Source organism: Novosphingobium sp. (genome assembly GCF_965214355.1).
GTDB lineage: Bacteria > Pseudomonadota > Alphaproteobacteria > Sphingomonadales > Sphingomonadaceae > Novosphingobium.
In genome coordinates, this window is record NZ_CBDCBI010000002.1 from 1,734,266 (window position 1) to 1,757,620 (window position 23,355).

20 protein-coding genes are annotated in these 23,355 nt (G+C 63.6%); 7 read left to right on the top strand and 13 right to left on the bottom strand.

All coding sequences use genetic code 11. From position 1 onward, the window contains the following. The first annotated feature begins 258 nt into the window (after window positions 1-258). Both ACOOE2_RS08435 and queA read left to right on the top strand, forming a co-directional pair. The gene (locus ACOOE2_RS08435; protein ID WP_420382569.1) at window positions 259-966 is read left to right on the top strand and encodes a peptidylprolyl isomerase; all 708 of its coding nucleotides are present in this window, start codon (window positions 259-261) and stop codon (window positions 964-966) included. An 18-nt stretch (window positions 967-984) separates the two neighbouring features. Further along, on the top strand, window positions 985-2,013 hold the full coding sequence (gene queA / locus ACOOE2_RS08440; RefSeq protein ID WP_420382570.1) for a tRNA preQ1(34) S-adenosylmethionine ribosyltransferase-isomerase QueA: 1,029 nt from the start codon (window positions 985-987) through the stop codon (window positions 2,011-2,013). A gap of 14 nt (window positions 2,014-2,027) precedes the next feature. On the opposite strand, the gene ACOOE2_RS08445 is transcribed toward queA, so the two are convergent. After that, window positions 2,028-2,813: a TSUP family transporter gene (locus ACOOE2_RS08445; protein WP_420382571.1), complete on the bottom strand. Its 786-nt coding sequence runs from the start codon at window positions 2,811-2,813 to the stop codon at window positions 2,028-2,030. A gap of 63 nt (window positions 2,814-2,876) precedes the next feature. Between ACOOE2_RS08445 and tgt the strand changes: the two genes are divergently transcribed. Both tgt and ACOOE2_RS08455 read left to right on the top strand, forming a co-directional pair. Further along, entirely contained in the window at window positions 2,877-4,001 is a 1,125-nt protein-coding gene (gene tgt, locus ACOOE2_RS08450; protein WP_420382572.1) for a tRNA guanosine(34) transglycosylase Tgt, read from the top strand. A gap of 55 nt (window positions 4,002-4,056) precedes the next feature. Beyond that, window positions 4,057-4,398 carry a GIY-YIG nuclease family protein gene (locus ACOOE2_RS08455; RefSeq protein ID WP_420382573.1) on the top strand — a complete coding sequence of 114 codons (342 nt, stop codon included), beginning with the start codon at window positions 4,057-4,059 and terminating at the stop codon, window positions 4,396-4,398. An 81-nt stretch (window positions 4,399-4,479) separates the two neighbouring features. Here ACOOE2_RS08455 and rpsD read toward each other — a convergent pair whose 3' ends face one another. The 5 genes from rpsD to rpiB form a co-directional block, all read right to left on the bottom strand. Further along, window positions 4,480-5,091, bottom strand: coding sequence for a 30S ribosomal protein S4 (rpsD, locus tag ACOOE2_RS08460; protein ID WP_420382574.1), 612 nt, complete (start codon window positions 5,089-5,091; stop codon window positions 4,480-4,482). 221 nt (window positions 5,092-5,312) lie between these two features. Beyond that, window positions 5,313-6,032 (bottom strand): RNA methyltransferase, encoded by a 720-nt coding sequence (locus ACOOE2_RS08465; protein WP_420382575.1) that lies wholly within the window; start codon window positions 6,030-6,032, stop codon window positions 5,313-5,315. Further along, complete coding sequence (gene nrdR / locus ACOOE2_RS08470) at window positions 6,029-6,490, bottom strand: transcriptional regulator NrdR (protein WP_420382576.1); 462 nt, start codon at window positions 6,488-6,490, stop codon at window positions 6,029-6,031. Before nrdR ends, ACOOE2_RS08465 begins: the two co-directional genes overlap by 4 nt. Beyond that, complete coding sequence (gene glyA / locus ACOOE2_RS08475; protein ID WP_420382577.1) at window positions 6,491-7,813, bottom strand: serine hydroxymethyltransferase; 1,323 nt, start codon at window positions 7,811-7,813, stop codon at window positions 6,491-6,493. Between the two features lie 23 nt (window positions 7,814-7,836). Then, window positions 7,837-8,274: a ribose 5-phosphate isomerase B gene (gene rpiB / locus ACOOE2_RS08480; RefSeq protein ID WP_420382578.1), complete on the bottom strand. Its 438-nt coding sequence runs from the start codon at window positions 8,272-8,274 to the stop codon at window positions 7,837-7,839. A 137-nt stretch (window positions 8,275-8,411) separates the two neighbouring features. On the opposite strand from rpiB, the gene ACOOE2_RS08485 reads away from it, so the two are divergent. Continuing rightward, window positions 8,412-10,169: a M20/M25/M40 family metallo-hydrolase gene (locus tag ACOOE2_RS08485; protein ID WP_420382579.1), complete on the top strand. Its 1,758-nt coding sequence runs from the start codon at window positions 8,412-8,414 to the stop codon at window positions 10,167-10,169. Window positions 10,170-10,178: 9 nt separating this feature from the next. Here the strand turns inward: ACOOE2_RS08485 and ACOOE2_RS08490 are convergent, their stop codons facing one another. From ACOOE2_RS08490 to ACOOE2_RS08520, 7 genes are all read right to left on the bottom strand, one after another. Next, complete coding sequence (locus ACOOE2_RS08490) at window positions 10,179-10,751, bottom strand: HD domain-containing protein (RefSeq protein ID WP_420382580.1); 573 nt, start codon at window positions 10,749-10,751, stop codon at window positions 10,179-10,181. After that, window positions 10,748-11,911, bottom strand: coding sequence for a 2-trimethylaminoethylphosphonate dioxygenase (gene tmpA, locus ACOOE2_RS08495; RefSeq protein WP_420382581.1), 1,164 nt, complete (start codon window positions 11,909-11,911; stop codon window positions 10,748-10,750). The genes ACOOE2_RS08490 and tmpA overlap by 4 nt, the downstream gene beginning before the upstream one ends. Next, complete coding sequence (locus ACOOE2_RS08500; protein WP_420382582.1) at window positions 11,908-13,236, bottom strand: DUF5690 family protein; 1,329 nt, start codon at window positions 13,234-13,236, stop codon at window positions 11,908-11,910. Before ACOOE2_RS08500 ends, tmpA begins: the two co-directional genes overlap by 4 nt. 102 nt (window positions 13,237-13,338) lie before the next feature. Next, entirely contained in the window at window positions 13,339-13,944 is a 606-nt protein-coding gene (locus tag ACOOE2_RS08505) for a DUF2059 domain-containing protein (RefSeq protein WP_420382583.1), read from the bottom strand. Window positions 13,945-13,994: 50 nt separating this feature from the next. Then, a complete protein-coding gene (gene rpoD, locus ACOOE2_RS08510; RefSeq protein WP_420382584.1) occupies window positions 13,995-16,007 on the bottom strand; it encodes an RNA polymerase sigma factor RpoD in 2,013 nt (670 codons plus the stop codon). Between the two features lie 78 nt (window positions 16,008-16,085). Further along, a complete protein-coding gene (dnaG, locus tag ACOOE2_RS08515) occupies window positions 16,086-17,981 on the bottom strand; it encodes a DNA primase (protein WP_420382585.1) in 1,896 nt (631 codons plus the stop codon). A 34-nt stretch (window positions 17,982-18,015) separates the two neighbouring features. Beyond that, entirely contained in the window at window positions 18,016-18,471 is a 456-nt protein-coding gene (locus ACOOE2_RS08520) for a GatB/YqeY domain-containing protein (protein ID WP_420382586.1), read from the bottom strand. Between the two features lie 139 nt (window positions 18,472-18,610). On the opposite strand from ACOOE2_RS08520, the gene carA reads away from it, so the two are divergent. Further along, window positions 18,611-19,810 (top strand): glutamine-hydrolyzing carbamoyl-phosphate synthase small subunit, encoded by a 1,200-nt coding sequence (carA, locus tag ACOOE2_RS08525; protein ID WP_420382587.1) that lies wholly within the window; start codon window positions 18,611-18,613, stop codon window positions 19,808-19,810. Between the two features lie 223 nt (window positions 19,811-20,033). Then, a complete protein-coding gene (carB, locus tag ACOOE2_RS08530; RefSeq protein ID WP_420382588.1) occupies window positions 20,034-23,354 on the top strand; it encodes a carbamoyl-phosphate synthase large subunit in 3,321 nt (1,106 codons plus the stop codon). Window position 23,355: the final 1 nt, after the last annotated feature.

The window sequence follows — 23,355 nt, forward strand, 5'->3', positions numbered from 1 at the left end:
ATAGGCGCTAACTTTGTTTTTTCTCGTCTTCCCGGGCTTGACCCGGGATCCCGCTTTTCTTTCGCGGTACCTTCAAATTCGGGCGTTTTCGCGCCGAAGAAGCGGGACCCCGGGTCAAGCCCGGGGCGACGGTATTGTTATGTTAGCGCCTATGGGCAATAGCCCTTTGCCGCCGGACGCCGTCCTCTTGAATTGTTCATTGCAGCGCAAGCCCCGCTCGCCTATCCGCCAAGCAACACTTTCCACAGGATGTCTTTGATGCGGTTTCGCCTGGCTCTTTCCCTTGCATTCGGCGCTGTGCTGGCAGCGTCGCCGGCCATGGCCCAGCATGCCGCACCCAAGGAAGAGGTCAAGCCGTTCAAGATCGACCGCCTGGTGTCTTCGAACACGCTGCAATATGCGATCGACGGCAACGAGGATCATGATCCTGAAAACGTGCTGGTGTTGTACCTGTCGAATGGCGGCCGCGTGGCGATCCGCCTGATGCCGAAATGGGCGCCCAAGCATGTCGAGCGGATCAAGACGCTGGTGCGGCAGGGCTTTTATGACGGGATCATCTTTCACCGCGTGATCGACGGTTTCATGGCGCAGACCGGAGATCCGACGGGCACGGGCGAGGGCGGGTCGAAACTGCCCGACCTTGCGGCGGAATTCAACGATGTGCCGCATGGCCGCGGCACGGTGTCGATGGCACGCACCGATGCGCCCGATTCGGCCAACAGCCAGTTTTTCATCGTGTTTTACCCGCGTGCCGCGCTCGACCGGAAATACACCAATTTCGGCCGGGTGATTTCGGGCATGGCAGCGGCCGACACGATTACCCGCGGCGAACCGCCCAAGAACCCCACCAGGATCCTGCAGGCCTCGATCGCGGCGGATCACAAGCCGGCACCGGTGGTGGGCCTGCCGACGCAGGCGCCGGCCTCGATCACCGCCGATATGCTCAACCATTCGACGGCGCATTGATCACCGTCTGATCGCCCGATGCGCGTCGACCTGTTCGATTTCGATCTGCCGACAGACCGCATCGCGCTGCGCCCGGCGCGGCCACGCGATGCCGCGCGGTTGTTGCATGTCGGCGCGTCCGGCGCATTTGCGGACCTTGGCGTAACCGACCTGCCGCGCCTGTTGCGTGCGGGCGATGTGCTGGTGTTCAACGACACACGCGTTATCCCGGCGCAACTGGAAGGCCGGCGCGGCCAGGCGCGAATCGGCGCGACGCTGCACAAACGGATCGACCTGCGCCGATGGCAGGCGTTCGTGCGCAACGGCAAGCGACTGCACCAGGGCGATGTGGTGGAATTCGGCGCCGATGTGACCGCGCTGGCCGAAGCCTTGCATCCCGATGGCAGCTGGACCTTTGCTTTTGGCGGCGAGGAGCCGGTCGAGGTGTTGCTCGAACGCGCCGGACGCATGCCGCTGCCGCCGTATATCGCGGGAAAACGGCCGACCGATATTGCCGACCACAGCGATTACCAGACGATGTTCGCCGCGCGTGACGGCGCGGTCGCGGCGCCCACGGCGGCGCTGCATTTTACGCCCGGATTGCTGGATGCGCTGGCTGCGGCCGGCATCGGACATGAAACGCTGACGCTGCATGTCGGCGCCGGGACGTTCCTGCCGGTCAAGGTGGACGACACCGCCACCCATGCGATGCATGCCGAATGGGGCCGGATCGAGGCGGAGACCGCCGACCGCCTCAACGCCGTGCGTGCCGCCGGTGGCCGCATCATCGCGGTGGGCACGACCAGCTTGCGCCTGTTGGAAAGCGCGACCGGCGAGGATCGCGTGATCCGGCCGTTTTCCGGGGATACGTCGATTTTCATCACGCCCGGGTACACCTTCCGTGCGATCGACGGGTTGATGACCAATTTCCATCTCCCGCGCTCGACGCTGTTCATGCTGGTCTCCGCGCTGATGGGGCTCGACCGGATGCAGGCGGCCTATGCGCATGCGATTGCAAGGGAATACCGGTTTTACAGCTATGGCGATGCGAGCCTGCTGCTACCCTGACAGGGCGAAGACTATCACCGGGCAAACCATGCCCACACCAGTTTGGCCGTCAACAACAGGCTGACGGTTACCAGCAGGGGCCGGATGACGGCCGCGCCATGGCGCGTTGCCAGCCGGCTGCCGATCAGCGATCCGGTCATCGCGCCAAGGCCGATCGTCAGCCCGAGCAGCCACAGCACGTGCCCGCCCAGGACAAACACGACCATGCTGCCCAGATTGCTCGATACGTTGAGCAGCTTGGTCAGCCCCATCGCGCGGGTAAGGCCCATACCGCGCAGCGATACCAGTGTGGTGGCATAGAACTGGCCCGCGCCGGGCCCGAAAAACCCGTCGTAAAATCCCACGCCGGCGATCACCGGGGCAAAGGCGCGACCGCTCAGCCGGGGATGCACATCCTGATCGTCCATGCGCGGCGACAGCACGGTGTACCCGGCCACCGCGATCAGCAACAGCGGCACGACCAGCCCCAGCACATGCGAATCGATCCGGCTGATCAGGATCGCGCCCGCAATCCCGCCCGCCAGCGCGAGCGCCGCCAGCGGTGCGCCGGCGCGCAGCGACAGCATTCCGGCGCGGCGATAGCGCCAGGTGGCCATGCTGGTGCCCATGATCGATTGCAATTTGTTGGTGCCCAGCACCAGGTGCGGGGGCAGGCCGGCGGTGATCAGCGCCGGCATCATGATCAGCCCCCCGCCGCCTGCGATCGCATCGACGGCGCCTGAAATCACCCCGACCGCGGCGAGCACCACAAACAGCACGGGGCTGACGGAAGCAGGTTCGATCGCGGCAAGCAGGGTCATTTGCACGCCATGGCAATCGTGCGTAAAGGCCGCAATCCCTTTCCCGTCGAACAGCGCCGCACCATGACCCGATTTGCATTTGATATCCACGCCACAGATGGCCGCGCGCGCACCGGCGTCATTCGCATGCAGCGCGGCGACATCCGCACGCCCGCGTTCATGCCGGTCGGAACCGCCGCCACGGTCAAGGCGATGAAAATGGAGGATGTGCGCGCCGCCGGCGCCGATATCATCCTGGGCAACACCTACCACCTGATGCTGCGCCCGGGCGCAGAGCGGATGGCGCGGCTCGGGGGCCTGCACAAGTTCGGCGGCTGGGACCGGCCCATATTGACCGACAGCGGCGGATATCAGGTGATGAGCCTGTCATCGTTGCGCAAGATCACCGAGGACGGCGTGACGTTTGCCAGCCATCTCGATGGGTCGCGCCACATGCTCAGCCCCGAACGGTCGATGGAAATCCAGCGTCTGCTGGGGTCGGATATCGTGATGTGTTTCGACGAATGCCCGAAGATCGATCAACCGCGTGACGTGATCGCGCGGTCGATGGAAATGTCGATGCGCTGGGCCCGGCGCAGCCGTGATGCGTTCGATGCGGGCGGCGAGCATGCGGCCGGGTCGGCGCTGTTCGGTATTCAGCAAGGCGGGCTGGACGAACGGCTGCGCGCCGAAAGCGCGGGCGCCCTGGCGGCGATCGGCTTTGATGGCTACGCGATCGGCGGCCTTGCCGTGGGTGAGGGGCAGGAGGCGATGTTCGCCACGCTCGATTTCGCAACAGGCCAGTTGCCCGAGGCCGCACCGCGCTATCTGATGGGCGTGGGCAAGCCCGATGATCTGGTCGGGGCGGTCGAGCGCGGGGTCGACATGTTCGACTGCGTATTGCCGACCCGATCAGGGCGAAACGGGCAGGGGTTCACCTGGGCCGGACCGGTCAATATCCGCAACGCGCGCCACGCCGAGGACTCAGAACCACTCGATGCGCGCTGCGCGTGCCCGGTCTGCGCGAAATACAGCCGCGCGTATCTGCACCACTTGCACCGCGCTGGCGAAATGCTCGGCGCGATGTTGCTGACCGAGCACAACATCTGGTTTTACCAGCAGTTGATGGCGGCGATGCGCGCGGCGATTGCCGGCGGAACGTTCGCGGCCTTCGCGGCGCAATTCCGGCGCGATTATCTCAAGACGTAGCCATTTTAGAACTGAGTCATTCCCGCGAACGCGGGAATCCAGCTACAACGCTGCAATGGCTCGCGACTTCGCCCCCATGGTTTACCTGATGGCGTCCAGGCGTAACGGCACGTTGTACGTAGGCGTGACGTCGAACCTACTGAAACGCGTGGCGCAACATCGGCAGGGTACGTTTGGCGGGTTCACTGAAGCTTATGCCGTCAAAATGCTGGTCTGGTTCGAACCACACGTGGAAATGGCGTCCGCGATCCTGCGCGAAAAGCGGATCAAGAAGTGGCGCCGGACTTTGAAGTTGGAGTTGATCGAAACGGCCAACCCCGATTGGCGCGATCTGGCCACCGATTACGGATTCGAGCCGCTGCACCTGGATTCCCGCGTTCGCGGGAATGACTCGTGAGTGGGGGTGTGGATGGTGTACCCTAACAATAAAGGCGGGGTTGCCCCCGCCTTTTCGTAGCTTGGCAATGAAACCCGCCGATCAGCGCGAATAGAATTCGACGACCAGGTTGGGTTCCATCTTCACCGGATACGGCACTTCGTCCAGCGTCGGAACGCGGACGAAGGTCGCCTTGTCGGCTTCGCTCGACACATATTCCGGCACATCGCGCTCGGGCAGGGTCAGGGCTTCGGCGATCAACGCCATTTCCTTGGCCTTGGTGCCCAGGCTGATCACGTCGCCCGGGCGCACGCGACGGCTGGCGATGTTGCAGCGCACGCCGTTGACCAGGATATGGCCATGGCTGACGATCTGTCGTGCCGAAAAGATGGTCGGCGCAAACTTGGCGCGGTAGACGATCATGTCGAGACGCTGTTCGAGCAGGCCGATCAGGTTCTGGCCGGTGTCGCCCTTCATGCGCGAGGCTTCCTGGTACGTCGCCTTGAACTGCTTTTCGGTAACGTCGCCATAGTAGCCCTTGAGCTTCTGCTTGGCGCGCAGCTGAATGCCGAAATCCGACACTTTGCTCTTGCGACGCTGGCCGTGCTGGCCGGGGCCATAGCTGCGGCGGTTGACCGCACTCTTGGGACGGCCCCAGATATTTTCGCCCATGCGGCGGTCAAGTTTGAACTTCGAAGACTTACGTTTCGACACGCAAGGTACCTTTCATTTGCGCAAGGGACGCGGCACGATTGCCATTGCCCCTTTCAAGACCCGGCTTCGCACCATGACGCCGATATACGCCATGCGGCCTCCGCTTCACCGGGTGTGCGGGGCCAATCGGACCTGGTTCCGGAACAGCCGTGGCCGCCGGGGTTCGCGTGGAAGCGCGCGCATGACCAGACTTGAAAGCCGATGTCAAGCAAAGTCCCGGATCAGGGCCGCGGTTTGCGGGTGATCGTCGTCAGCACACCGCGCAGTGTGCGCAATTCGTAGTGGTTCCAAGCGGGCTTGGTCAGAATCGTGCGCAACGTGCGGCGTGTGGCCGGGGCGCGGATTTCGGGTTCGAAATAGCCGAGCGGTTCGAGCATTGCGGACAACTGTTCGAACATGCCTTCAAATTCGGCCTGCGGGGCAGGGGGCAGGATTTCCTCGATCGGCGGTTGCGCCAGGTCCTTGTGCTTCGACCATTCATACGCGCACAGGATTACCGCCTGGGCGAGGTTGAGCGAGCCGAATTCGGGATTTATCGGCACGGTGATGATCGTGCGCGCCAAGGCGACGTCTTCGGTATCGAGGCCGGATCGTTCGGGGCCGAATACGATCGCGCTCAATCCTGGGCCTGCGACAATGGCAGTACCGGCGGCTTCGGGGGTGATCACCGGCTTGGTTACGCCGCGTTTGCGCACCGTGGTGGCGTAGACATGCGCGCAGTCCGCCACCGCGTCCGCCAGCGTATCATAGACTTTGGCATCGGCGATCACGCTGTCGGCGCCGGCCGCCGATGGTCCGGCGCTGGGATTGGGCCAGCCGTCGCGCGGGGCGACCAGGCGCAATTCGGTCAGGCCGAAATTGAGCATCGCGCGCGCGGCCTTGCCGATGTTTTCGCCCAGTTGCGGGCGGACCAGCACGATAACGGGTGCAGGGCTTATCAAGGATGGCCAACTTCGCGCACGGTGCTGGCGAATTCCTCGAAATCGCGCGCTTCGGTGAAGTCGCGATAGACGCTGGCGAAGCGGATATACGCGACGCTGTCGATTTCGCGCAAAGCGTCCATCACGGTTTCGCCGATGCGCTTCGACGGCACCTCGCTTTCGCCCAGCGTTTCGATCTGGCGCTGGATGCCGGTGACCAGCTGGTCCAGTCGTTCCTGATCGATCCGCCGTTTGCGACAGGCGAGCGTAACCGACTGTTCGATCTTGGCGCGGTCGAACGGTTCGCGCCGGTCATCGGATTTGATCACGATCACTTCGCGCAATTGTACGCGTTCGAACGTGGTGAACCGCCCGCCGCACCCTTCGCAGGCCCGACGCCGGCGGATCGAGGTGTTGTCCTCGCTCGGCCGGCTGTCTTTGACCTGGCTGTTGTCATGGGCACAAAACGGGCAGCGCAATTACATCTCCGGATAGATCGGGTTGGCGGCGCACAATTCGGCGACCTTGTCGCGCACACGCTGTTCGACCTGCCCATCGCCCTCATCGCCGTTGCGCGCAAGCCCTTCGACGACCTGGGCGATCAATTCGCCGACGATGCGGAACTCGTCTTCGCGAAACCCGCGTGTCGTGGCCGCCGGCGTGCCCAGGCGAATGCCCGAGGTGACGAACGGCGAACGCTTGTCGAACGGCACGCCGTTCTTGTTGCAAGTCAGCCAGGCCCGATCGAGGCCTTTTTCGGCCGCCTTGCCGGTGACGTCCTTCACGGTCAGGTCGGCCAGCATAAGGTGGTTGTCGGTGCCGCCTGAAACGATCGCAATGCCATTGTCCTGCAGGCTTTTGGCCAGCGCACGCGCATTCGCCACGACCTGGTGGGCATAAGCCTTGAATTCGGGACGCAGCGCTTCGCCAAACGCAATCGCCTTGCCCGCGATCGTGTGCATCATCGGCCCGCCCTGCAGGCCGGGAAACACCGCCATGTTGAATTTCTTGGCCAGCGCTTCGTCGTTGGTCAGGATCACGCCCGAGCGCGGCCCGCGCAGCGACTTGTGCGTGGTCGAGGTCACGACATGCGCGTGCGGCACCGGAGAATCATGCGCGCCGCCCGCGACCAGGCCCGAAATATGCGACATGTCGACCAGCAGGTATGCGCCCACTTCATCGGCAATCTTGCGGAACGCGGCCCAATCCCATGGCCGCGAATAGGCGGTGCCACCCGCGATGATCAGCTTGGGCTTGTGCTCGCGCGCCAGCGCCGCGACATTGTCCATATCGATCAGGTGATCGTCGGGGCGCACGCCATACGGGATCGGCTTGAACCATTTGCCGCTCATGTTGACCGGCGAACCGTGCGTGAGATGTCCGCCCGAATTGAGATCGAGCCCCATGAAGGTGTCGCCCGGCGACAGCAGCGCCAGGAACACGGCCTGGTTCATCTGGCTGCCCGAATTGGGCTGCACATTGGCGAATTCACAGCCGAACAGCTGCTTGGCGCGCTCGATCGCCAGGTTCTCGACGATATCGGCGTATTCGCAACCGCCATAATAGCGCTTGCCCGGATACCCTTCGGCATATTTGTTGGTGAAGATCGATCCGGTCGCTTCCAGAACGGCGAGGCTGGTGATGTTTTCCGACGCGATCAGCTCGATCTTGGTCTGCTGTCGATGCAGCTCCTTGCGGATCGCGGCGTTGATCTCGGGATCGGCGCTGGCGAGGTGCTCGGTAAAGAAACCCGGCTTGCGGATGTCTGGCCCGATATCTTGCAAATTGGTGGTTGCGGTCATCGTCGGCGCTCCCTGCATAAGTGTCACAATGTTGGACTGGATAGCTTGGCAATACGGCCGGCATGGCGGCCGCCGGCGAATTCGCCGGCCAGAAATGCTTCGAGACAGGCCCTGGCCTGGTCGATGCCGACCAGCCGGGCACCCATCGCGATGACATTGGCATCGTTGTGTTCGCGCGCCAGCGTGGCCGAATAGGGATCGGAAACCAGCGCGGCGCGACATGCCGGATGGCGATTGACCGCGATCGAAATGCCGATGCCCGATCCGCACAGCGCCACGCCGCGATCGGCGCTGCCGCCGGCTATCGCATCTGCCAGCTTGTAGCCGTAATCGGGATAATCGACGCGCGAATCGCTGTCCGGCCCCAGATCGATCACCTCGTGACCCCATTGCGCCAGAGCGGCGGCAAGTTCTGCCTTCAGCGCGAATGCAGCGTGGTCGGAGGCGATGGCGATGCGCAAGGGCGGGGCAAACCTGACTGTCGAATGACGGGTGGATTCGGTGTGCGCCGCCCATAAGGCCATCCGCGCTTAGGCACCACATAATTTGCCTTTATACCACGACCGGCGTTAGAGCTTCATCAGAGGAGACTGGTGCGATGGGCAGACTGCTGGACACCGTCATGCGCCATTATCCCGCGCTGTCGGTGCTGGTGCTGGCGCTGGTGCTGGCGATTATCGGCACGACGACACCCTGGCCGGCCCCTGCAGACCGCCCGCTGTCGGAATTTTCCGCCGGGCGCGCCATGGCCGATATCCGCGTGATCGCGCGCGTGCCCCATCCCGCAGGCTCGGCCGCCGAAGCGCAGTTGCGCGCGTATCTGGTCCAACGGCTGGCGGGGCTGGGGATGACAGTGCGGACAGACGCGTTTGTGCCCGATGCCGACCGTATCGCGCGCGATATCGACTGGGGTGGGCCGGCCGATCGGCCCCATATCCTGACCAATGTGATCGCGGTGTTGCCCGGCACGAACCGGGCCTTGCCGGCGGTTGCGCTGATGGCGCATTATGACAGTGTTGCCGGGTCTCCCGCAGCGGCGGACGACGGCACCGGGCTGGCCGCGATCCTGGAAACCGTGCGTGCGGTTGGCGCAGGACCCCGGCCGCCGCGCGATCTGGTGGTGCTGTTTACCGATGGCGAGGAAGTGGGGCTTGATGGCGCACGGCGGTTTTTTGTCGGGTTGCCGCCGGCGGCAGATCCTGTGCGCGATCATCTCGGCGCGGTGATCAATCTTGAATCGCGCGGCGGCGGGGGGCGCGCGACGCTGTTTCAGACCGCGGATCACAATGGCAATGCGATCGCGCTGGCAGCCCACGCGATCCATCACCCTGGCGGATCATCGCTGGCGACGTATCTGTACCATGTGCTGCCCAACAACACCGATCTGAGTGAGGCGCTTGGCTGGGCCGCGCAGCATCACGCGGCGGCGTACAACTTCGCCTTCATTGGGCGGCCGGCGCTGTACCATTCGCCCAAGGCGACCGCCGATCGGCTGGACCAGGGATCGGTACAGGATATCGGCGGGCAAACGCTCGACCTGACGCGCGCGCTGCTGGGCGCCCCCGAAATGCCCAAGCCCGCGGATGACGTGGTGTTTTTCGATCTGTTCGGGCTGACCATGGTTGCGCTGCCGGCGTTTGCCGGGTGGATCGCCCTGGTGCTGGCGGCCACTGCGATCAGCATGATCTGGCACCAGTGCGGGCGCGGGCGGGGGCATTGGCGCGCGGCGCTGGGCGGGGCGGGGCGTATCCTGGGGCTCGCCGGGATGACCGCGCTGCTGGCGATGGGCGCGAACCTGGTGTCGTTTCATGTCGGCGGGCCGAACTATTACGACCGCCTGGCGGCGATCCCGCGGATCGAGGCGATGGCGGTGCTCAGCGCGATGAGTGCGTTTTTCATCGTCGTGGCGCGGTGGCGACCAATGCGCGCGGCGCTGGTCGGCGCCTTGGTGGTATGCTGGTTGCTGGGCGCGGCGTTGCAGGTGCTGGCGCCGGTTGCGGCTTATGTCGTGGTCGTGCCGGTGCTGCTGGCGGCAGTTATTGCGCTGTTGCCGGGGGGCCGGGTCTGGCGCGTGATCGCGGTGGTGATCGCCGGCGGAGTGGTCGGGTATCAATTCATGCTGGGGCACCAGTTGATCCAGGGTGTGGGCAGCGATCTGCCGCTGGTCGCCGCGTTGCCGCTGGTGCTGGCGACAGTCACGATCCTGCCGCTATGGCACCCGCTGCCGCGCCGCTCGCGCCGCGTCGCGGTGCTGGCCTGCGGGTTGGCGGCGGTCGCGATCGCGCTGATGATCCGCGCGGCGCCGATCGCCGATACGATTCCGGCATACAGCCAGACGACGCGGCCCGTCTCTTAACTCCTTCCCCTAACCGGAAGGGGGGCAGGACGCGGTACGCGCCAGCAACGGGCGGAATTCCTCGAAGGTCATCGTCCGCATGTCGGGCACCTTGCCGGCATCGTCCCACCGGCGCACCAGCACGGCGTCGGCGTGTTCGCGCAATTGCTCGAACGCGGCGACTTCCTCGGCATTCATCGCCCCGCCCTGCAGCTTCAGGCTGTGCTTCGACGCACCCGACAGCGCATCGTAATACGCCGGCTCGACCGCGCACAAATAGCGCTTGGCCGTCACATGCAGCCGCACGGTTTCGACCACGCGCGGCGGAAAATGCCCGGCAAGGACTTTGGCGCCGGCATCGTCGTGACGCCGGTCGACCGTGTCATCGTCCCGGTACGCGCCGAATTCGCTCGTAAAATGGCCGATATCGTGCAGCAAGGCCGCCGCCACCAGCGCATCGGGTGCGCCGGCATGGTGCGCGAGCGTCGCGGTCTGGAGCATATGCTCCGCCATTGTCACCGCTTCGCCAAGGTACGCCTCGGCGCCGCGGCGCTTGAAAATGTCGGCGATCAGCGCGACGATGTCATCGGCATGGGCGCTCATGGCCTGGTGCTTTCTTCGAGTGCGGCAAGGGTCGACAGCAATCCGTCCCGGTCGGCGTAACAGCCTTGCAGGTGGCGATTGCCCTGGCTGGTAATCGCGGTGCGCGCGTGGAGCACGCGCAGGTTATCGACGACGAACGCCGTGCCCGGCGCCAGCCGGAAGCGCATCGCCAGCGCGGGATCGTCGACCAGTTCGGCCATCCGGCGATAGGCGCGGTAATAACCTGCCATCCGGTCATAGGCGATGTCGGTAAACGGCGCGGCGGAACGGTTGTTGAACCGCACCGCCAGCAATTCGCCGTCGGGGCCGAGTTCGATCAGCGGCTTTTTGGCATGCAGGCGCACGCCCTGTGCGCCGGTATAGGCAAACCGTGCCGGGGTTTGAGTCAGCAGCGCAAACCCTTCGGGCCATTCTGCCTGCAATCGCGCGGCGATCGCAAATCCGTCGACCACGATCGAATCGCCGCCCTCGACATCGTTGTGCAGGCAGGCGAGGATCTGCAGGCCCGGGGCGGGGTCGCGATAGGGATTGTCGGTGTGTGCCTGCAGCCCGAGGTTGGTGTAGGCCAGGTTGCTGGGATTGACCTCGACCCGTACGTCGAAAATCCGCCCGTAATTGGTTTCGCGCACATAGCCGAACTGTGCGGCGATTTCAGCGGGAACACCATCGGTGGTGGGCACGCCGGTCAGCCGGGCGACACCGTATTCGCGGATCGCGGTCAGCCAGCGCAACCGCTCTGCGTCATTGCCGCAAATGTCGCCATAGCGCGCGCTGCACACCGTTGCGGATGCATCCCACCGTGTGATGCCGGGCTTGGTCCATCCGCTCGCGCGAGTTTGCGGCGTGTCGTAGGCATGCGCGGCCAGCCAGTCGGCTGCGAAATCGACCACTTTGCCTTCGGGTGCGAAGCAGACCCGAAGCCGGTCGCCGGCCCATTCGGCACTGGCGATCGTGATGTCGGCAGGGATATCGAGCAGGGTGATCAGGCGCTGACCGTTGGTTGTGCTGCGCGTTTGCGCATCCATGGCATTGTCGCGCAGCCAGATCGCGTGAAACCGCCGGGCTTCGCCATCGATTTCGATCCGCAGCGCGGCGCCCTGGTCGAGGATGCGGGGACAAGAGCGGTCGATGGTGGTGGCGACGCGGCAATCCTTTGTCATGCGCGTGCCGCAGCGACACCTGGCAGCGGCGACGCAGCGCCCTTGCTGGCGGGAACGGCCGAGCGACGATAGAAATACAGCGCTGCGAGCATCGTCAAAAGCGTTCCGATCACACTGGTGATATAGGCGCCGGCGGTGAAAAACTGCAGCCAGTTTACCGACGACTGCCCGAAATTGCGCCACAGCAACAGCACGACACTGCCCAGATACCCGAACGAATCCGCGACATAGATCAAAAACCCGGCGTTCGCGATCCGCCCGCTTGCCGCGACCAGCCGGTCGAACAGCACGGCGTTGATGGGGTTATACGCGATATACAGCCCCGATCCCGCCAGGATCATCCACGCCAGCGGCGAAATCCAATGCATCTGGAATGCCAGCGTGGCCAGCCCCAGCAGCGCAAACCCGCCGGCGACCATCGCATGGATGACCATCAAAGCGCGCCGGTTGTCGCGGACCATGATCACCAGCGCCATCGCGACCAGCGCGATCACCGCCACGGGCAGTTCGCTGGCGGAAAAAATCCCCGCTTCCCCGCCATGGCCGAGCGCCGTCCAGATTTCGGCCGCGAAATTGTCGCGAAAATCGCGGAACGCGGTGAGCAGCACATAGGCCAGCACGATCGCAAACAGGCCCGGCGCATAGGCGCGCAGGAAACTGCTCCGTTCGCTCGCCGTCATCGGCGCGCGCGTCACGCGTTCGGCCTGGTCGCGCGCGTTGGGCGGTGGAAGCTGACTCAGTACCCAGACCGCGACCAGCAGCATCGGCATGAAGATCACGCCCGTCGCCGCCGGCATCCAGAACCGGTCGACGTGCATGTCCGTCATCAGCCAGGTGCCGATCGATTTGACCACGCCCGACGACAGGATGAAACTGGCGCACAGCATCGATGCCAGCACTTCCGAAATGCGCCGCCCCTCCATGAAGCCATAGACCAGCCCCCAGATCAGCCCCAGCGGCACGCCATTGACGAACAGCGCCGCCACGTTCCATGGCGCGGGGATCAGTGCAAAGGCGACCAGCGCGAGCCAGGATATGCCGATCAGCGCCAGGATCGCAGCCGCGCGATGGCGTGGCTGAATTTCGCCGATTACCTTGATCCCGACAAATTTGGACAGCGCATAGCCGGCGACTTGCGCAACGATCAGTGCGATCTTGTAATTGAGCGCCATATGCCAGCCCGGCACATCGTCGAATGTCGCGGCGGTAAACGGCTTGCGAAACGCATACATCGCGAAATAGGCGCAAAAGCCTGCCGTGCCCGCAACCGCTGCAAATACAGCGGGGTGGGCTCGTTCCAATGCCTGACGAACGCGATCGGCCACGGTGCAGTGCTCACTTGAAAACAGGGTCCAGCCCGGTCGGATAGCGCAGAACGATGACGATATCGCGTCGGCGAATTTTGGCCAGCGGGTTGTTGCGCCACCCTACTGCGCAAGTTTCTTCGCCACCTCGGGATGCGCTGCCAGGTAGGCCTTGATCCTGACCTTGAAGCTCTCGATGGCAGGCTGCATCTTGTCCGTTGTCTGGTTCATGGACTGGACCATCAGCGCCTTGATGCTGCTGTCCTGCATCAATTCGCTCGCACGGCTCAGATACTTCGCGCCAGTCGGTGTTTTTCCGAATGCCAGGATCTGGGTCAATTCATCGCGCGTGAAATGGCGCGCATAGGCGACCGAATAGGCGACGCGCATCCGGGGTATCAAGCTGCGCATCGTTTCCCGCGCGGTTGCGGTGACTTGGTCGATGAAACTGGCCCAGATCGTTTTCAATCCGGGATCGCTGTCGAATTTTGCGCCGGCGCTGGCAATCATCGGCGCGGTAATCGCGTCCATCATCCGCGTTACGGTCAGCTCGGCCTGATCGGGCGGTAGCACGATGGCAATGACTTGCTGCGCCAGCGCCAGCCGCTCGGGATCGGGCAAATCGGCCCCGGCCCTCGCCGCGCCGGCAACAGGCGCCGTTTCGGCCTGCGCCGAAAGTGGCGTCAACGCCAGCAGCGCAAACATCGCGAAACGCGGACGGTGTGCCATCAAAATTCCCCCCAAATGCAAAACGCCGGAGTTTCCCCCGGCGCCTTGTCTTACTGATCCAGAAACGACCGCATCTTCCGACTGCGGCTTGGATGTTTCAATTTCCGCAAGGCCTTTGCCTCGATCTGGCGGATGCGTTCGCGCGTCACCGAAAACTGCTGGCCGACTTCTTCCAGCGTATGATCGGTGTTCATCCCGATGCCAAAGCGCATGCGCAGCACGCGTTCTTCGCGCGGGGTCAGGCTGGCGAGCACGCGGGTCACGGTTTCCTTCAGGTTGGACTGGATTGCGGCATCCACGGGGATGATCGCGTTCTTGTCCTCAATGAAATCGCCCAGATGCGAATCCTCCTCGTCGCCGATCGGCGTTTCCAGGCTGATCGGCTCCTTGGCGATCTTCATCACCTTGCGCACTTTTTCGAGCGGCATCGACAGGCGCTCGGCCATTTCCTCGGGCGTAGGCTCGCGGCCCTGCTCGTGGAGGAACTGGCGGCTGGTTCGCACCAGCTTGTTGATCGTTTCGATCATGTGCACCGGAATGCGGATCGTGCGCGCCTGGTCGGCGATCGAGCGCGTGATCGCCTGGCGGATCCACCAGGTTGCATATGTCGAAAACTTGTAGCCGCGGCGGTATTCGAATTTGTCGACCGCCTTCATCAGGCCAATATTGCCTTCCTGGATCAGATCCAGGAACTGCAGGCCGCGATTGGTGTATTTCTTGGCGATGGAAATAACCAGGCGCAGGTTGGCCTCGACCATTTCCTTCTTGGCGATGCGCGCTTCGCGCTCGCCCTTCTGCACCATGTTGACGATGCGGCGGAATTCGCCGAGCGACATGCCGGTGGCCGACGCGATATCGGAAATCTCGATGCGGATGCGTTCGACCGCGCTGCCTTCGATCGTGACGAATGCGCCCCATTTCTTGTCGCGACCGGCGACGCTGGGCATCCAGCCTTCATCCAGCTCTCGCCCGACATAGCTGTCGAGAAAATCCTTGCGCGGCACTTTGTGGCGTTCCGCCAGGCGCAGCATCTGCCCGCCCAGCGTCGTCAGCCGGCGGTTGAATGCGTACAGGTTGTCGACCAGGTATTCGATCTTGGTCGCATGGAACTGCACCGATTCCACCAGTGCCGTCAGCTCTTCGCGCAACGCGTGATAGCGCGTTTCCTTGGCCGCCGGGAAATTGATGCCCAGCCCGATCGCATCGAGGCGCGCGGCCTGCAGCTTTTCGAACGCGCGGAACGATTCGGTGATTTCGGCGAATTTTTCGAGCGCCGAAGGCTTCAGCTGCGCCTCCATCTGGGCGAGCGAGAGGGTGTTGTCCTCTTCTTCCTCTTCCTCGGCGCGCGGCGTGCGGCGTTCGCGCAGCTCGTCGTCCTCGTCCTCGGCGGCGGGTTCCTCCTCGACTTCTTCTTCTTCTTTGAACGTCGGGCCGGCGGTCGCCTCGGTGATTTCACCGGTGGACTCTTCGCCGTCTTCGCTCAGGTTTTCAGGCGCTGGCTCCTTCGACAGCATCGCGTCGAGATCGAGGATTTCGCGCAGCTGCATCTCGCCGGCGTTCAGCGCTTCGGACCACTGGATGATCGCGTGGAACGTGATCGGGCTTTCGCACAAACCCATGATCATCGTATCGCGGCCAGCTTCGATCCGCTTGGCGATGGCGATTTCGCCTTCGCGGCTCAGCAGTTCGACCGCGCCCATTTCGCGCAAGTACATCCGCACCGGATCATCGGTGCGTTCGATGGTTTCCTTGCGCTTTTCGACGACCGGGCGGTCGTCCATGCCGGTTTCGGGCTCTTCGGCCTCACGGTCTTCGGCTTCGCGATCTTCGGGATCGACCGCGTCATCGTCGCTTTCGACGATATTGACGCCCATCTCGGAAATCGCGGCCATGATGTCCTCGATCTGTTCCGAGTTCATCTGGTCCTGCGGCAGGGCCTCGTTCAATTCATCGTACGTGATGATCCCGCGGCGTTTCGCGCGTGCAATCAGCTTCTTGATCGAAGCGTCGTTGAGGTCGATCAGCGGAGCATCGCCGCCGTCGGTCTTGTCATTCGATGCCATTGAACCCCGGTACCACCCGTTTGCGCCGCGTCCCTGTTGAGACGCCCGACGATGTTCCAACAATATTTTATGCTATAATTATAACGCTGCACGGGCACGACCCATGTGCCCTAATCGCGCACGCAAAGCCAGCCTTCGTTGCACAAGTCTTTGCTGTTCTGCGAAGCTTTGTTCGCTCAATTCGTGTTCCGCCGCTTGCGTGGCCTGCGCCATTGCAGCTTCGACCCGGGGCATTTCCACCAGCAGTTCCACTGCTTCGGCGATCAGATCGGCATCGCCGCCGGCAATTGCGCCGTATGGCAGGCCGCCAAAATCGGCGGAATTGGGCACTTTGACCCCGCGTTTTGTCAATATGGGACCCAGGCTTGCGCTTTCAAGACCACTTGCCTGCAAATCGCCAGCGTCCAGCGATTCGCCCAGGTGAAGCAATGTGTCGAGCAGGTGTGCCATTTCTGCATCACCCGGTTCGAGATGCGCCAGTGCCTCGGCATGACGTGAAATTTCGCGCGGGTTGGCGATCAATCCGGCCAGCACGGCGTTGAGCAGCGGCGCCAGCACTTTGCCGAACTGTCCGACCAGTTGCAGGCGCGCGGTGTCGGCCGCGCCCAACGGTTGTTCGGGCGGCATCCAGCGGCCTTTGGCATCCTTGGTGCCGCGCCGGTTGGCATTGCCCGCCTGGCGCTGAAACGGTGCGCCCCGGTCGCGCGCGGGATAGGCCAGTGCACCAAACCGGTCGAGCAGATCACGACGGTACAGCGCGCGAATATCACCATGCTGGATGGTATCGGTCTGTTCGATCAGCCGCTGTTTCAGCCCGGCCTTGGCCTCGGGCGTTTCCAGTGGCCCGGCGTCGCGCTCGGTCTGCCACAAGGCTTCGATCAGCGAGGTGCCCTGGCCCAGCAGGGTTTCCATCGCGGCGGGACCCTGTTTCCTGATCACGTCGTCGGGGTCCATCTTGTCGGGCAGCGTGACGATCGACAGGCTGTGCCCCGGCCTGAGCAACGGCAGCGCTCGCACGATCGCCCGGCGGGCCGCGCGCTGCCCCGCCGCATCGCCATCGAAACACAGCACGGGGCAGGGCGCGACCTGCCACAGCCGTTCGATCTGGTCTTCGGTCAGCGCAGTGCCCAGCGGCGCCACGGCTTCGGTGATCCCTGCCGCCGCCAGCGCGACCGCGTCCATATAGCCCTCGACCACGATCACGCGGTTTTTGGTGCGCGCGGTCGGCGCGGCGCGGTGCAGGTTGTAAAGCGTGCGGCCTTTGTCGAACAACGGCGTGTCGGGCGAATTGAGATACTTGGGCGCATCGGTCTTTTCCGCCGACAGGATCCGCCCGCCAAACGCGATGACCCGCCCGCGCGGGTCATGGATCGGCAGCATCAGCCGCCCGCGAAACCGGTCATACGGATCGCGGCCCTCGACCGCGATCAGCAACCCGCATTCGATCAGTTGCGCATCGCCGAACGACACCAGCGCCGCTTTCAGCCCGGTGCGCGAATCGGGTGCAAATCCGAACCCGAAGCTGTCGATCACGCTGGCCGGAAACCCGCGCGTTGCCAGGTACGCGCGCGCCGCTGCGCCGCCCGTACCTGTCAGGCTGGCGCGGAAATACGCCTGCGCCGCGGCCATCGTGTCGTGCAGCGTCCTGGCCGCCTCGGCGCGCTGCGCTGCGCGGGGGTCGGGCGCGGGCACATCCATATTGGCAATCGCGGCCAATTCCTTGACCGCATCCATGAACGGCAGGCCTTGATGGTCGGTCATCCAACGGATCGCGTCGCCATGCGCGCCGCAGCCGAAGCAGTGGTAGAACCCCTTGTCGTCGTTGATCGTGAAACTGGGCGATTTCTCGTTATGAAACGGGCAGCACGCCTTGAATTCGCGCCCGGCCTTCTGCACGCGCACGGTCCGCCCGATCAGTGCCGACAGCGTCACCCGCGTGCGCAGTTCATCCAGCCATTGGGGCGACAGGCTCATCGTGTGGTCACGCCGACAGGATTGGGTTCCGCGATCACGCGGACAGGGCGGCTTTCACCAGGCCACTGGCTGCGCCCATGTCGATCTCTGTGCCATGGCGCGCTTTCAGCGCGCCGACGATTTTGCCCATGTCTTTCACGCTGGTGGCGCCCGTTTCGGCGATCAGCGCGGTGATGATTGCGCGGACCTGGTCTTCGCTCAGCCGCGCGGGCAGGAATTCCTCGATCACCGCCAACTCGCCATGTTCGATATCGGCCAGTTCCTGGCGGCCGCCGGTTTCATACAGCGCGATCGATTCGCGGCGCTGCTTGGCCATTTTCTGCAGCACATCGACCGCCAGCTGGTCATCGTCGGGCACGGCGCTGGCGGTGCGCAATTCGATATCGCGGTCTTTCAATTTGGCCAGGATCAGGCGCACGGCGTTCAGGCGCGGCTTGTCGCCGGCTTTCATCGCGGAAATCTGGGCGGCCTTGATGGTATCGCGGATCATCGCATGCTCTTTTCTGAGGAAGATGCCTCGCCTTAGGCGAAGATTAAACGCCATGCTAGGTTGACGCTGCACGCGCTTGGGCCTAGCGGACGCGGCTTAGCAACATCGCAAATAATTGACCAACGGAGCGCCCCAGACCATGGCCGACCCCGCACTTTCGCACGCGCCCATCTCCGAGGGCACCCGCCCCGACGGGGCCACGCCGAAAGATGCTACCGCTGTGCTCGTGCTCGCCGACGGGCATATCGCGTGGGGCCGCGGCTTTGGCGCTGTCGGCAACGCGGTGGGCGAAGTGTGCTTCAACACGGCGATGACCGGATACCAGGAGGTGATGACCGATCCGTCGTATGCCGGGCAGATCGTCACATTCACCTTTCCGCATATCGGCAATGTCGGCACATGCAGCGAAGACATGGAAAGCCACGGCGTTGCCGGCGCGGTGGGCTGCATCGTGCGCGAAGACGTGACGGCGCCGGCCAATTTTCGCAGCCAGGCCGATTTCTCCCGCTGGCTGGAATTGCAGGGCAAGATCGGCATTTCCGGCATCGACACCCGCGCGCTGACCCGCCGCATTCGAATCAGCGGCGCGCCCAACGCCGTGATAGCGCATGACCCCAAGGGCGATTTCGATATCGAGGCGCTGATGGACCGCGCGCGCAATTGGCCCGGGCTGAAAGGCATGGACCTGGCCGTCAAAGTCAGCCGCGAAGGCAACGAGGACTGGCAGGGCTCGATCTGGCAACTGGGCGAGGGCTATACGTCTGCGTGCGATGGCACGCACCCGCATGTCGTGGCGATCGACTATGGCGCGAAGGACAATATTTTCCGCAATCTGGTCAAAGCCGGCGCAAATGTCACTGTGGTGCCCGCAGAAACCGGGCTGGAGGCGATCATCGCTTTGCAACCGGCAGGCGTGTTCCTGTCGAACGGTCCGGGCGATCCGGCGGCCACCGGTGCCTACGCAGTGCCGGTGATCAAGGGGCTGCTTGATGCCGATGTCCCGGTGTTCGGCATTTGCCTTGGCCACCAGATGCTGGCGCTCGCCGCTGGTGCGCAGACGATCAAGATGCACCAGGGCCATCGCGGTGCCAATCACCCGGTCAAGCGGATCGAAGACAACGTCGTCGAGATTACCTCGATGAACCACGGCTTTGCGGTCGATGCGGCAACTTTGCCCGAGGGCGTCGTGGAAACGCATGTGTCGCTGTTCGACGGATCGAACTGCGGCATCGCGATCACCGGCAAGAATGCCTTCAGCGTACAGTACCATCCCGAAGCGAGCCCGGGGCCGCAGGACAGTTTCTACCTGTTTGAAAAGTTCGTGGGATCGCTGGTTTGATAACGACGGTGCCATTGTTAATCCTCCCCGGAACGGGGAGGGGGACCGCGCCCCTCTTTCTTGGGGCGTGGTGGAGGGGCGGTGCCTCATGACGCAACCCTTAGACCGCGCGTGGTCTCGCTACCACGGTTCCATGAGGCACCGCCCCTCCACGACGCTTCGCGCGGTCCCCCTCCCCGTTCCGGGGAGGATTTTCAAATCCTCACAGGCAGCATAACCACCCATGCCCAAACGCACTGACATCTCCTCGATCCTGATCATCGGCGCCGGGCCGATCGTCATCGGCCAGGCTTGCGAATTCGATTATTCGGGGACGCAGGCGGTCAAGGCGTTGAAGGAAGAGGGCTATCGCATCATCCTGGTCAATTCGAACCCGGCGACGATCATGACCGATCCGGAAATGGCCGACGCGACGTATGTCGAGCCGATCACGCCCGAGATCGTGGCCAAGATCATCGCCAGGGAACGTCCCGACGCGTTGCTGCCGACGATGGGCGGGCAGACCGCGCTCAACACCGCGCTGGCGCTGTTTCGCGACGGTACGCTGGAAAAGTACGGCGTGACGATGATCGGCGCCGATGCCGAAGCAATCGACAAGGCCGAAGATCGCCTGAAATTCCGCAATGCGATGGACAAGATCGGGCTCAATTCGGCAAAATCGGGCGTGGCGCATACCGTCGATGAGGCGCTGGCGGTGCTCGAAACCACCGGGCTGCCATCGATCATCCGTCCCTCGTTTACATTGGGGGGCACCGGCGGCGGGATCGCGTACAACAAGGACGAGTTCATCCAGATCGTGCGCGGCGGGCTCGAAGCATCACCCACCACCGAAGTGCTGATCGAGGAATCGCTGCTCGGGTGGAAAGAGTACGAGATGGAAGTCGTGCGCGATCGCAACGACAACTGCATCATCGTCTGCTCGATCGAAAACGTCGATCCGATGGGCGTGCACACCGGCGATTCGATCACCGTTGCGCCGGCGCTGACGCTCACCGACAAGGAATACCAGATCATGCGCAGCGCATCGATCGCGGTGCTGCGCGAGATCGGCGTCGAAACCGGCGGGTCGAATGTGCAATTCGCGGTCAATCCGGTCGATGGCCGCCTGATCGTGATCGAAATGAACCCGCGCGTGTCGCGCTCGTCGGCGCTGGCGTCCAAAGCCACCGGGTTCCCGATTGCCAAAGTCGCGGCCAAGCTGGCAGTCGGCTATACGCTCGACGAAATCACCAATGACATCACCGGCGCGACGCCCGCGAGTTTCGAGCCGACGATCGATTACGTCGTCACGAAAATCCCGCGCTTTGCGTTCGAAAAATTCAAGGGCGCCGAGCCGCTGCTGTCGACCGCGATGAAATCGGTCGGCGAAGTCATGGCGATCGGCCGCAATTTCAAGGAATCGGTGCAGAAAGCGTTGCGCGGCCTCGAAACCGGGCTCGACGGGTTCAACCGGGTGGACGAGCTGGTCGGCGCCAGCCGCGACCAGATCAACGCCGCGTTGTCGCGCGCGACGCCTGATCGCCTGCTCACGATCGGACAGGCGTTTCGCGAAGGATTCAGCGTTGCCGAAGTGCAGGCCGTGACCAAGTACGAGCCGTGGTTCCTGCGCCAGATTGCTGAAATCGTTGCCGAGGAAGCCGCCGTTGTCGACGATGGCCTGCCGGTGGATGCGGCAGGCATGCGCAGGTTGAAGGCAATGGGTTTTTCCGACAGCCGCCTGGCGAAACTGGCAGTACGGTCGGTGAACATGGTCGGCAGCGCTGACATGGCGCGTGCCGGGCTGCTGCACGATGTCGTCGAAGGGATGGCGGGTGCGACGAGCGAGGCCGAAGTGCGGGCGCTGCGCCAGGGCATGGGCGTGCGGCCGGTGTTCAAGCGCATCGACAGCTGCGCCGCCGAATTCGAAGCGGTGACACCGTACATGTATTCGACCTACGAAGGCGGCCTGTTTGGCGAGCCCGAGAACGAAGCAGCTCCGAGCGATCGCAAAAAGATCGTTATTCTGGGCGGTGGGCCGAACCGCATCGGGCAGGGGATCGAATTCGACTATTGCTGCTGCCACGCGTGTTTCGCGCTGGAAGATGCCGGCTACGAAACGATCATGATCAACTGCAACCCGGAAACCGTGTCGACCGATTACGACACATCGGACCGGTTGTATTTCGAACCGCTGACCGCCGAAGACGTGCTTGAAATCCTCGATGTGGAACGCACCAACGGGACGCTGGTCGGCGTCATCGTGCAATTCGGCGGGCAGACCCCGCTGAAACTAGCGCAGGCGTTGCAGGATGCCGGGGTGCCGATCCTGGGCACATCGCCCGATTCGATCGATCTGGCCGAAGATCGCGAGCGGTTTTCCGATCTGGTCGAAAAGCTCGGTCTGTTGCAGCCGCTCGGTGGCATGGCGCGCAGCCGCGACGAGGCGGTCGCTGTCGCCACGCGCATCGGGTATCCGGTGCTGATCCGCCCGAGCTATGTGCTGGGCGGCCGCGCGATGGAAATCGTCGACAGCCAGGCACAGCTCGATGATTATATCGCAACCGCTGTGAAAGTGTCGGGCGATAGCCCGGTGCTGATCGACCAGTATCTGCGCGATGCGATCGAATGCGATGTCGATGCGCTGGCCGATGGCGACCAGGTCGTGATCGCCGGCGTGTTGCAGCATATCGAGGAGGCCGGCATCCATTCGGGCGACAGCGCCTGCACGCTGCCGCCATACAACCTGCCGCCCGAAATCATTGCCGAAATGGAACGTCAGGCGGTGCTGCTGGCCGAAGGGCTGAGCGTGTGCGGGCTGATGAATATTCAGTTCGCGGTGAAGGACGGACAGGTCTACCTGATCGAAGTCAATCCGCGCGCCAGCCGGACGGTGCCGTTCGTGGCCAAGGCGATCGGCCAGCCGATCGCCAAATACGCCGCGCGGATCATGGCGGGCGAAAAGCTTGCCGACCTGCCGCCGATCCGGCGCGATGTACCCTATATGGCTGTGAAAGAGGCAGTGTTCCCGTTCGCGCGCTTCCCGGGTGTCGATCCGGTCCTGTCGCCCGAAATGAAGTCCACCGGCGAAGTCATGGGGATCGACGCCAATTTCGCGATGGCGTTCGCCAAGGCGCAGCTGGGCGCAGGCCTCGACTTGCCGATGTCGGGCAAATTGTTTGTGTCGGTCAAGGACAGCGACAAGCCGGTGATCGTGCCGGCAGTGCGTACGCTCGCGCGGCTTGGCTTCAAGGTCGTCGCGACCGGCGGCACTGCGCGCTATCTCGAAGACCTGGGCATCGCCGTCGAGCATGTCAACAAGGTCGCCGAAGGGCGCCCGCATATCGTCGATCATATCATCGACGGCGACATCGCGCTGATCTTCAACACCACCGAAGGCTGGCAGAGCCACAAGGATTCGCAATCGATCCGCCGATCCGCGCTGACCGGCAAAGTGTGTTACTTCACGACGGCGGCGGCTTCGCTGGCGGCGGCAGAAGCAATAGAGGCGCTTTGCGGCGCCGAACTTGAAGTCAGGTCGCTTCAGGACTATTATGGTCGCGTCTGAC

Excerpts from the sequence above, each read along its gene's own strand:
- ACOOE2_RS08435 (WP_420382569.1), top strand. The coding sequence starts at position 259 with ATGCGGTTTCGCCTGGCTCTTTCCCTTGCATTCGGCGCTGTGCTGGCA.
- queA (WP_420382570.1), top strand. The coding sequence starts at position 985 with ATGCGCGTCGACCTGTTCGATTTCGATCTGCCGACAGACCGCATCGCG.
- ACOOE2_RS08445 (WP_420382571.1), bottom strand. The coding sequence starts at position 2,813 with ATGACCCTGCTTGCCGCGATCGAACCTGCTTCCGTCAGCCCCGTGCTG.
- tgt (WP_420382572.1), top strand. The coding sequence starts at position 2,877 with ATGACCCGATTTGCATTTGATATCCACGCCACAGATGGCCGCGCGCGC.
- ACOOE2_RS08455 (WP_420382573.1), top strand. The coding sequence starts at position 4,057 with ATGGCTCGCGACTTCGCCCCCATGGTTTACCTGATGGCGTCCAGGCGT.
- glyA (WP_420382577.1), bottom strand. The coding sequence starts at position 7,813 with ATGACCGCAACCACCAATTTGCAAGATATCGGGCCAGACATCCGCAAG.
- ACOOE2_RS08485 (WP_420382579.1), top strand. The coding sequence starts at position 8,412 with ATGGGCAGACTGCTGGACACCGTCATGCGCCATTATCCCGCGCTGTCG.
- ACOOE2_RS08490 (WP_420382580.1), bottom strand. The coding sequence starts at position 10,751 with ATGAGCGCCCATGCCGATGACATCGTCGCGCTGATCGCCGACATTTTC.
- tmpA (WP_420382581.1), bottom strand. The coding sequence starts at position 11,911 with ATGACAAAGGATTGCCGCGTCGCCACCACCATCGACCGCTCTTGTCCC.
- ACOOE2_RS08505 (WP_420382583.1), bottom strand. The coding sequence starts at position 13,944 with ATGGCACACCGTCCGCGTTTCGCGATGTTTGCGCTGCTGGCGTTGACG.
- rpoD (WP_420382584.1), bottom strand. The coding sequence starts at position 16,007 with ATGGCATCGAATGACAAGACCGACGGCGGCGATGCTCCGCTGATCGAC.
- dnaG (WP_420382585.1), bottom strand. The coding sequence starts at position 17,981 with ATGAGCCTGTCGCCCCAATGGCTGGATGAACTGCGCACGCGGGTGACG.
- ACOOE2_RS08520 (WP_420382586.1), bottom strand. The coding sequence starts at position 18,471 with ATGATCCGCGATACCATCAAGGCCGCCCAGATTTCCGCGATGAAAGCC.
- carA (WP_420382587.1), top strand. The coding sequence starts at position 18,611 with ATGGCCGACCCCGCACTTTCGCACGCGCCCATCTCCGAGGGCACCCGC.
- carB (WP_420382588.1), top strand. The coding sequence starts at position 20,034 with ATGCCCAAACGCACTGACATCTCCTCGATCCTGATCATCGGCGCCGGG.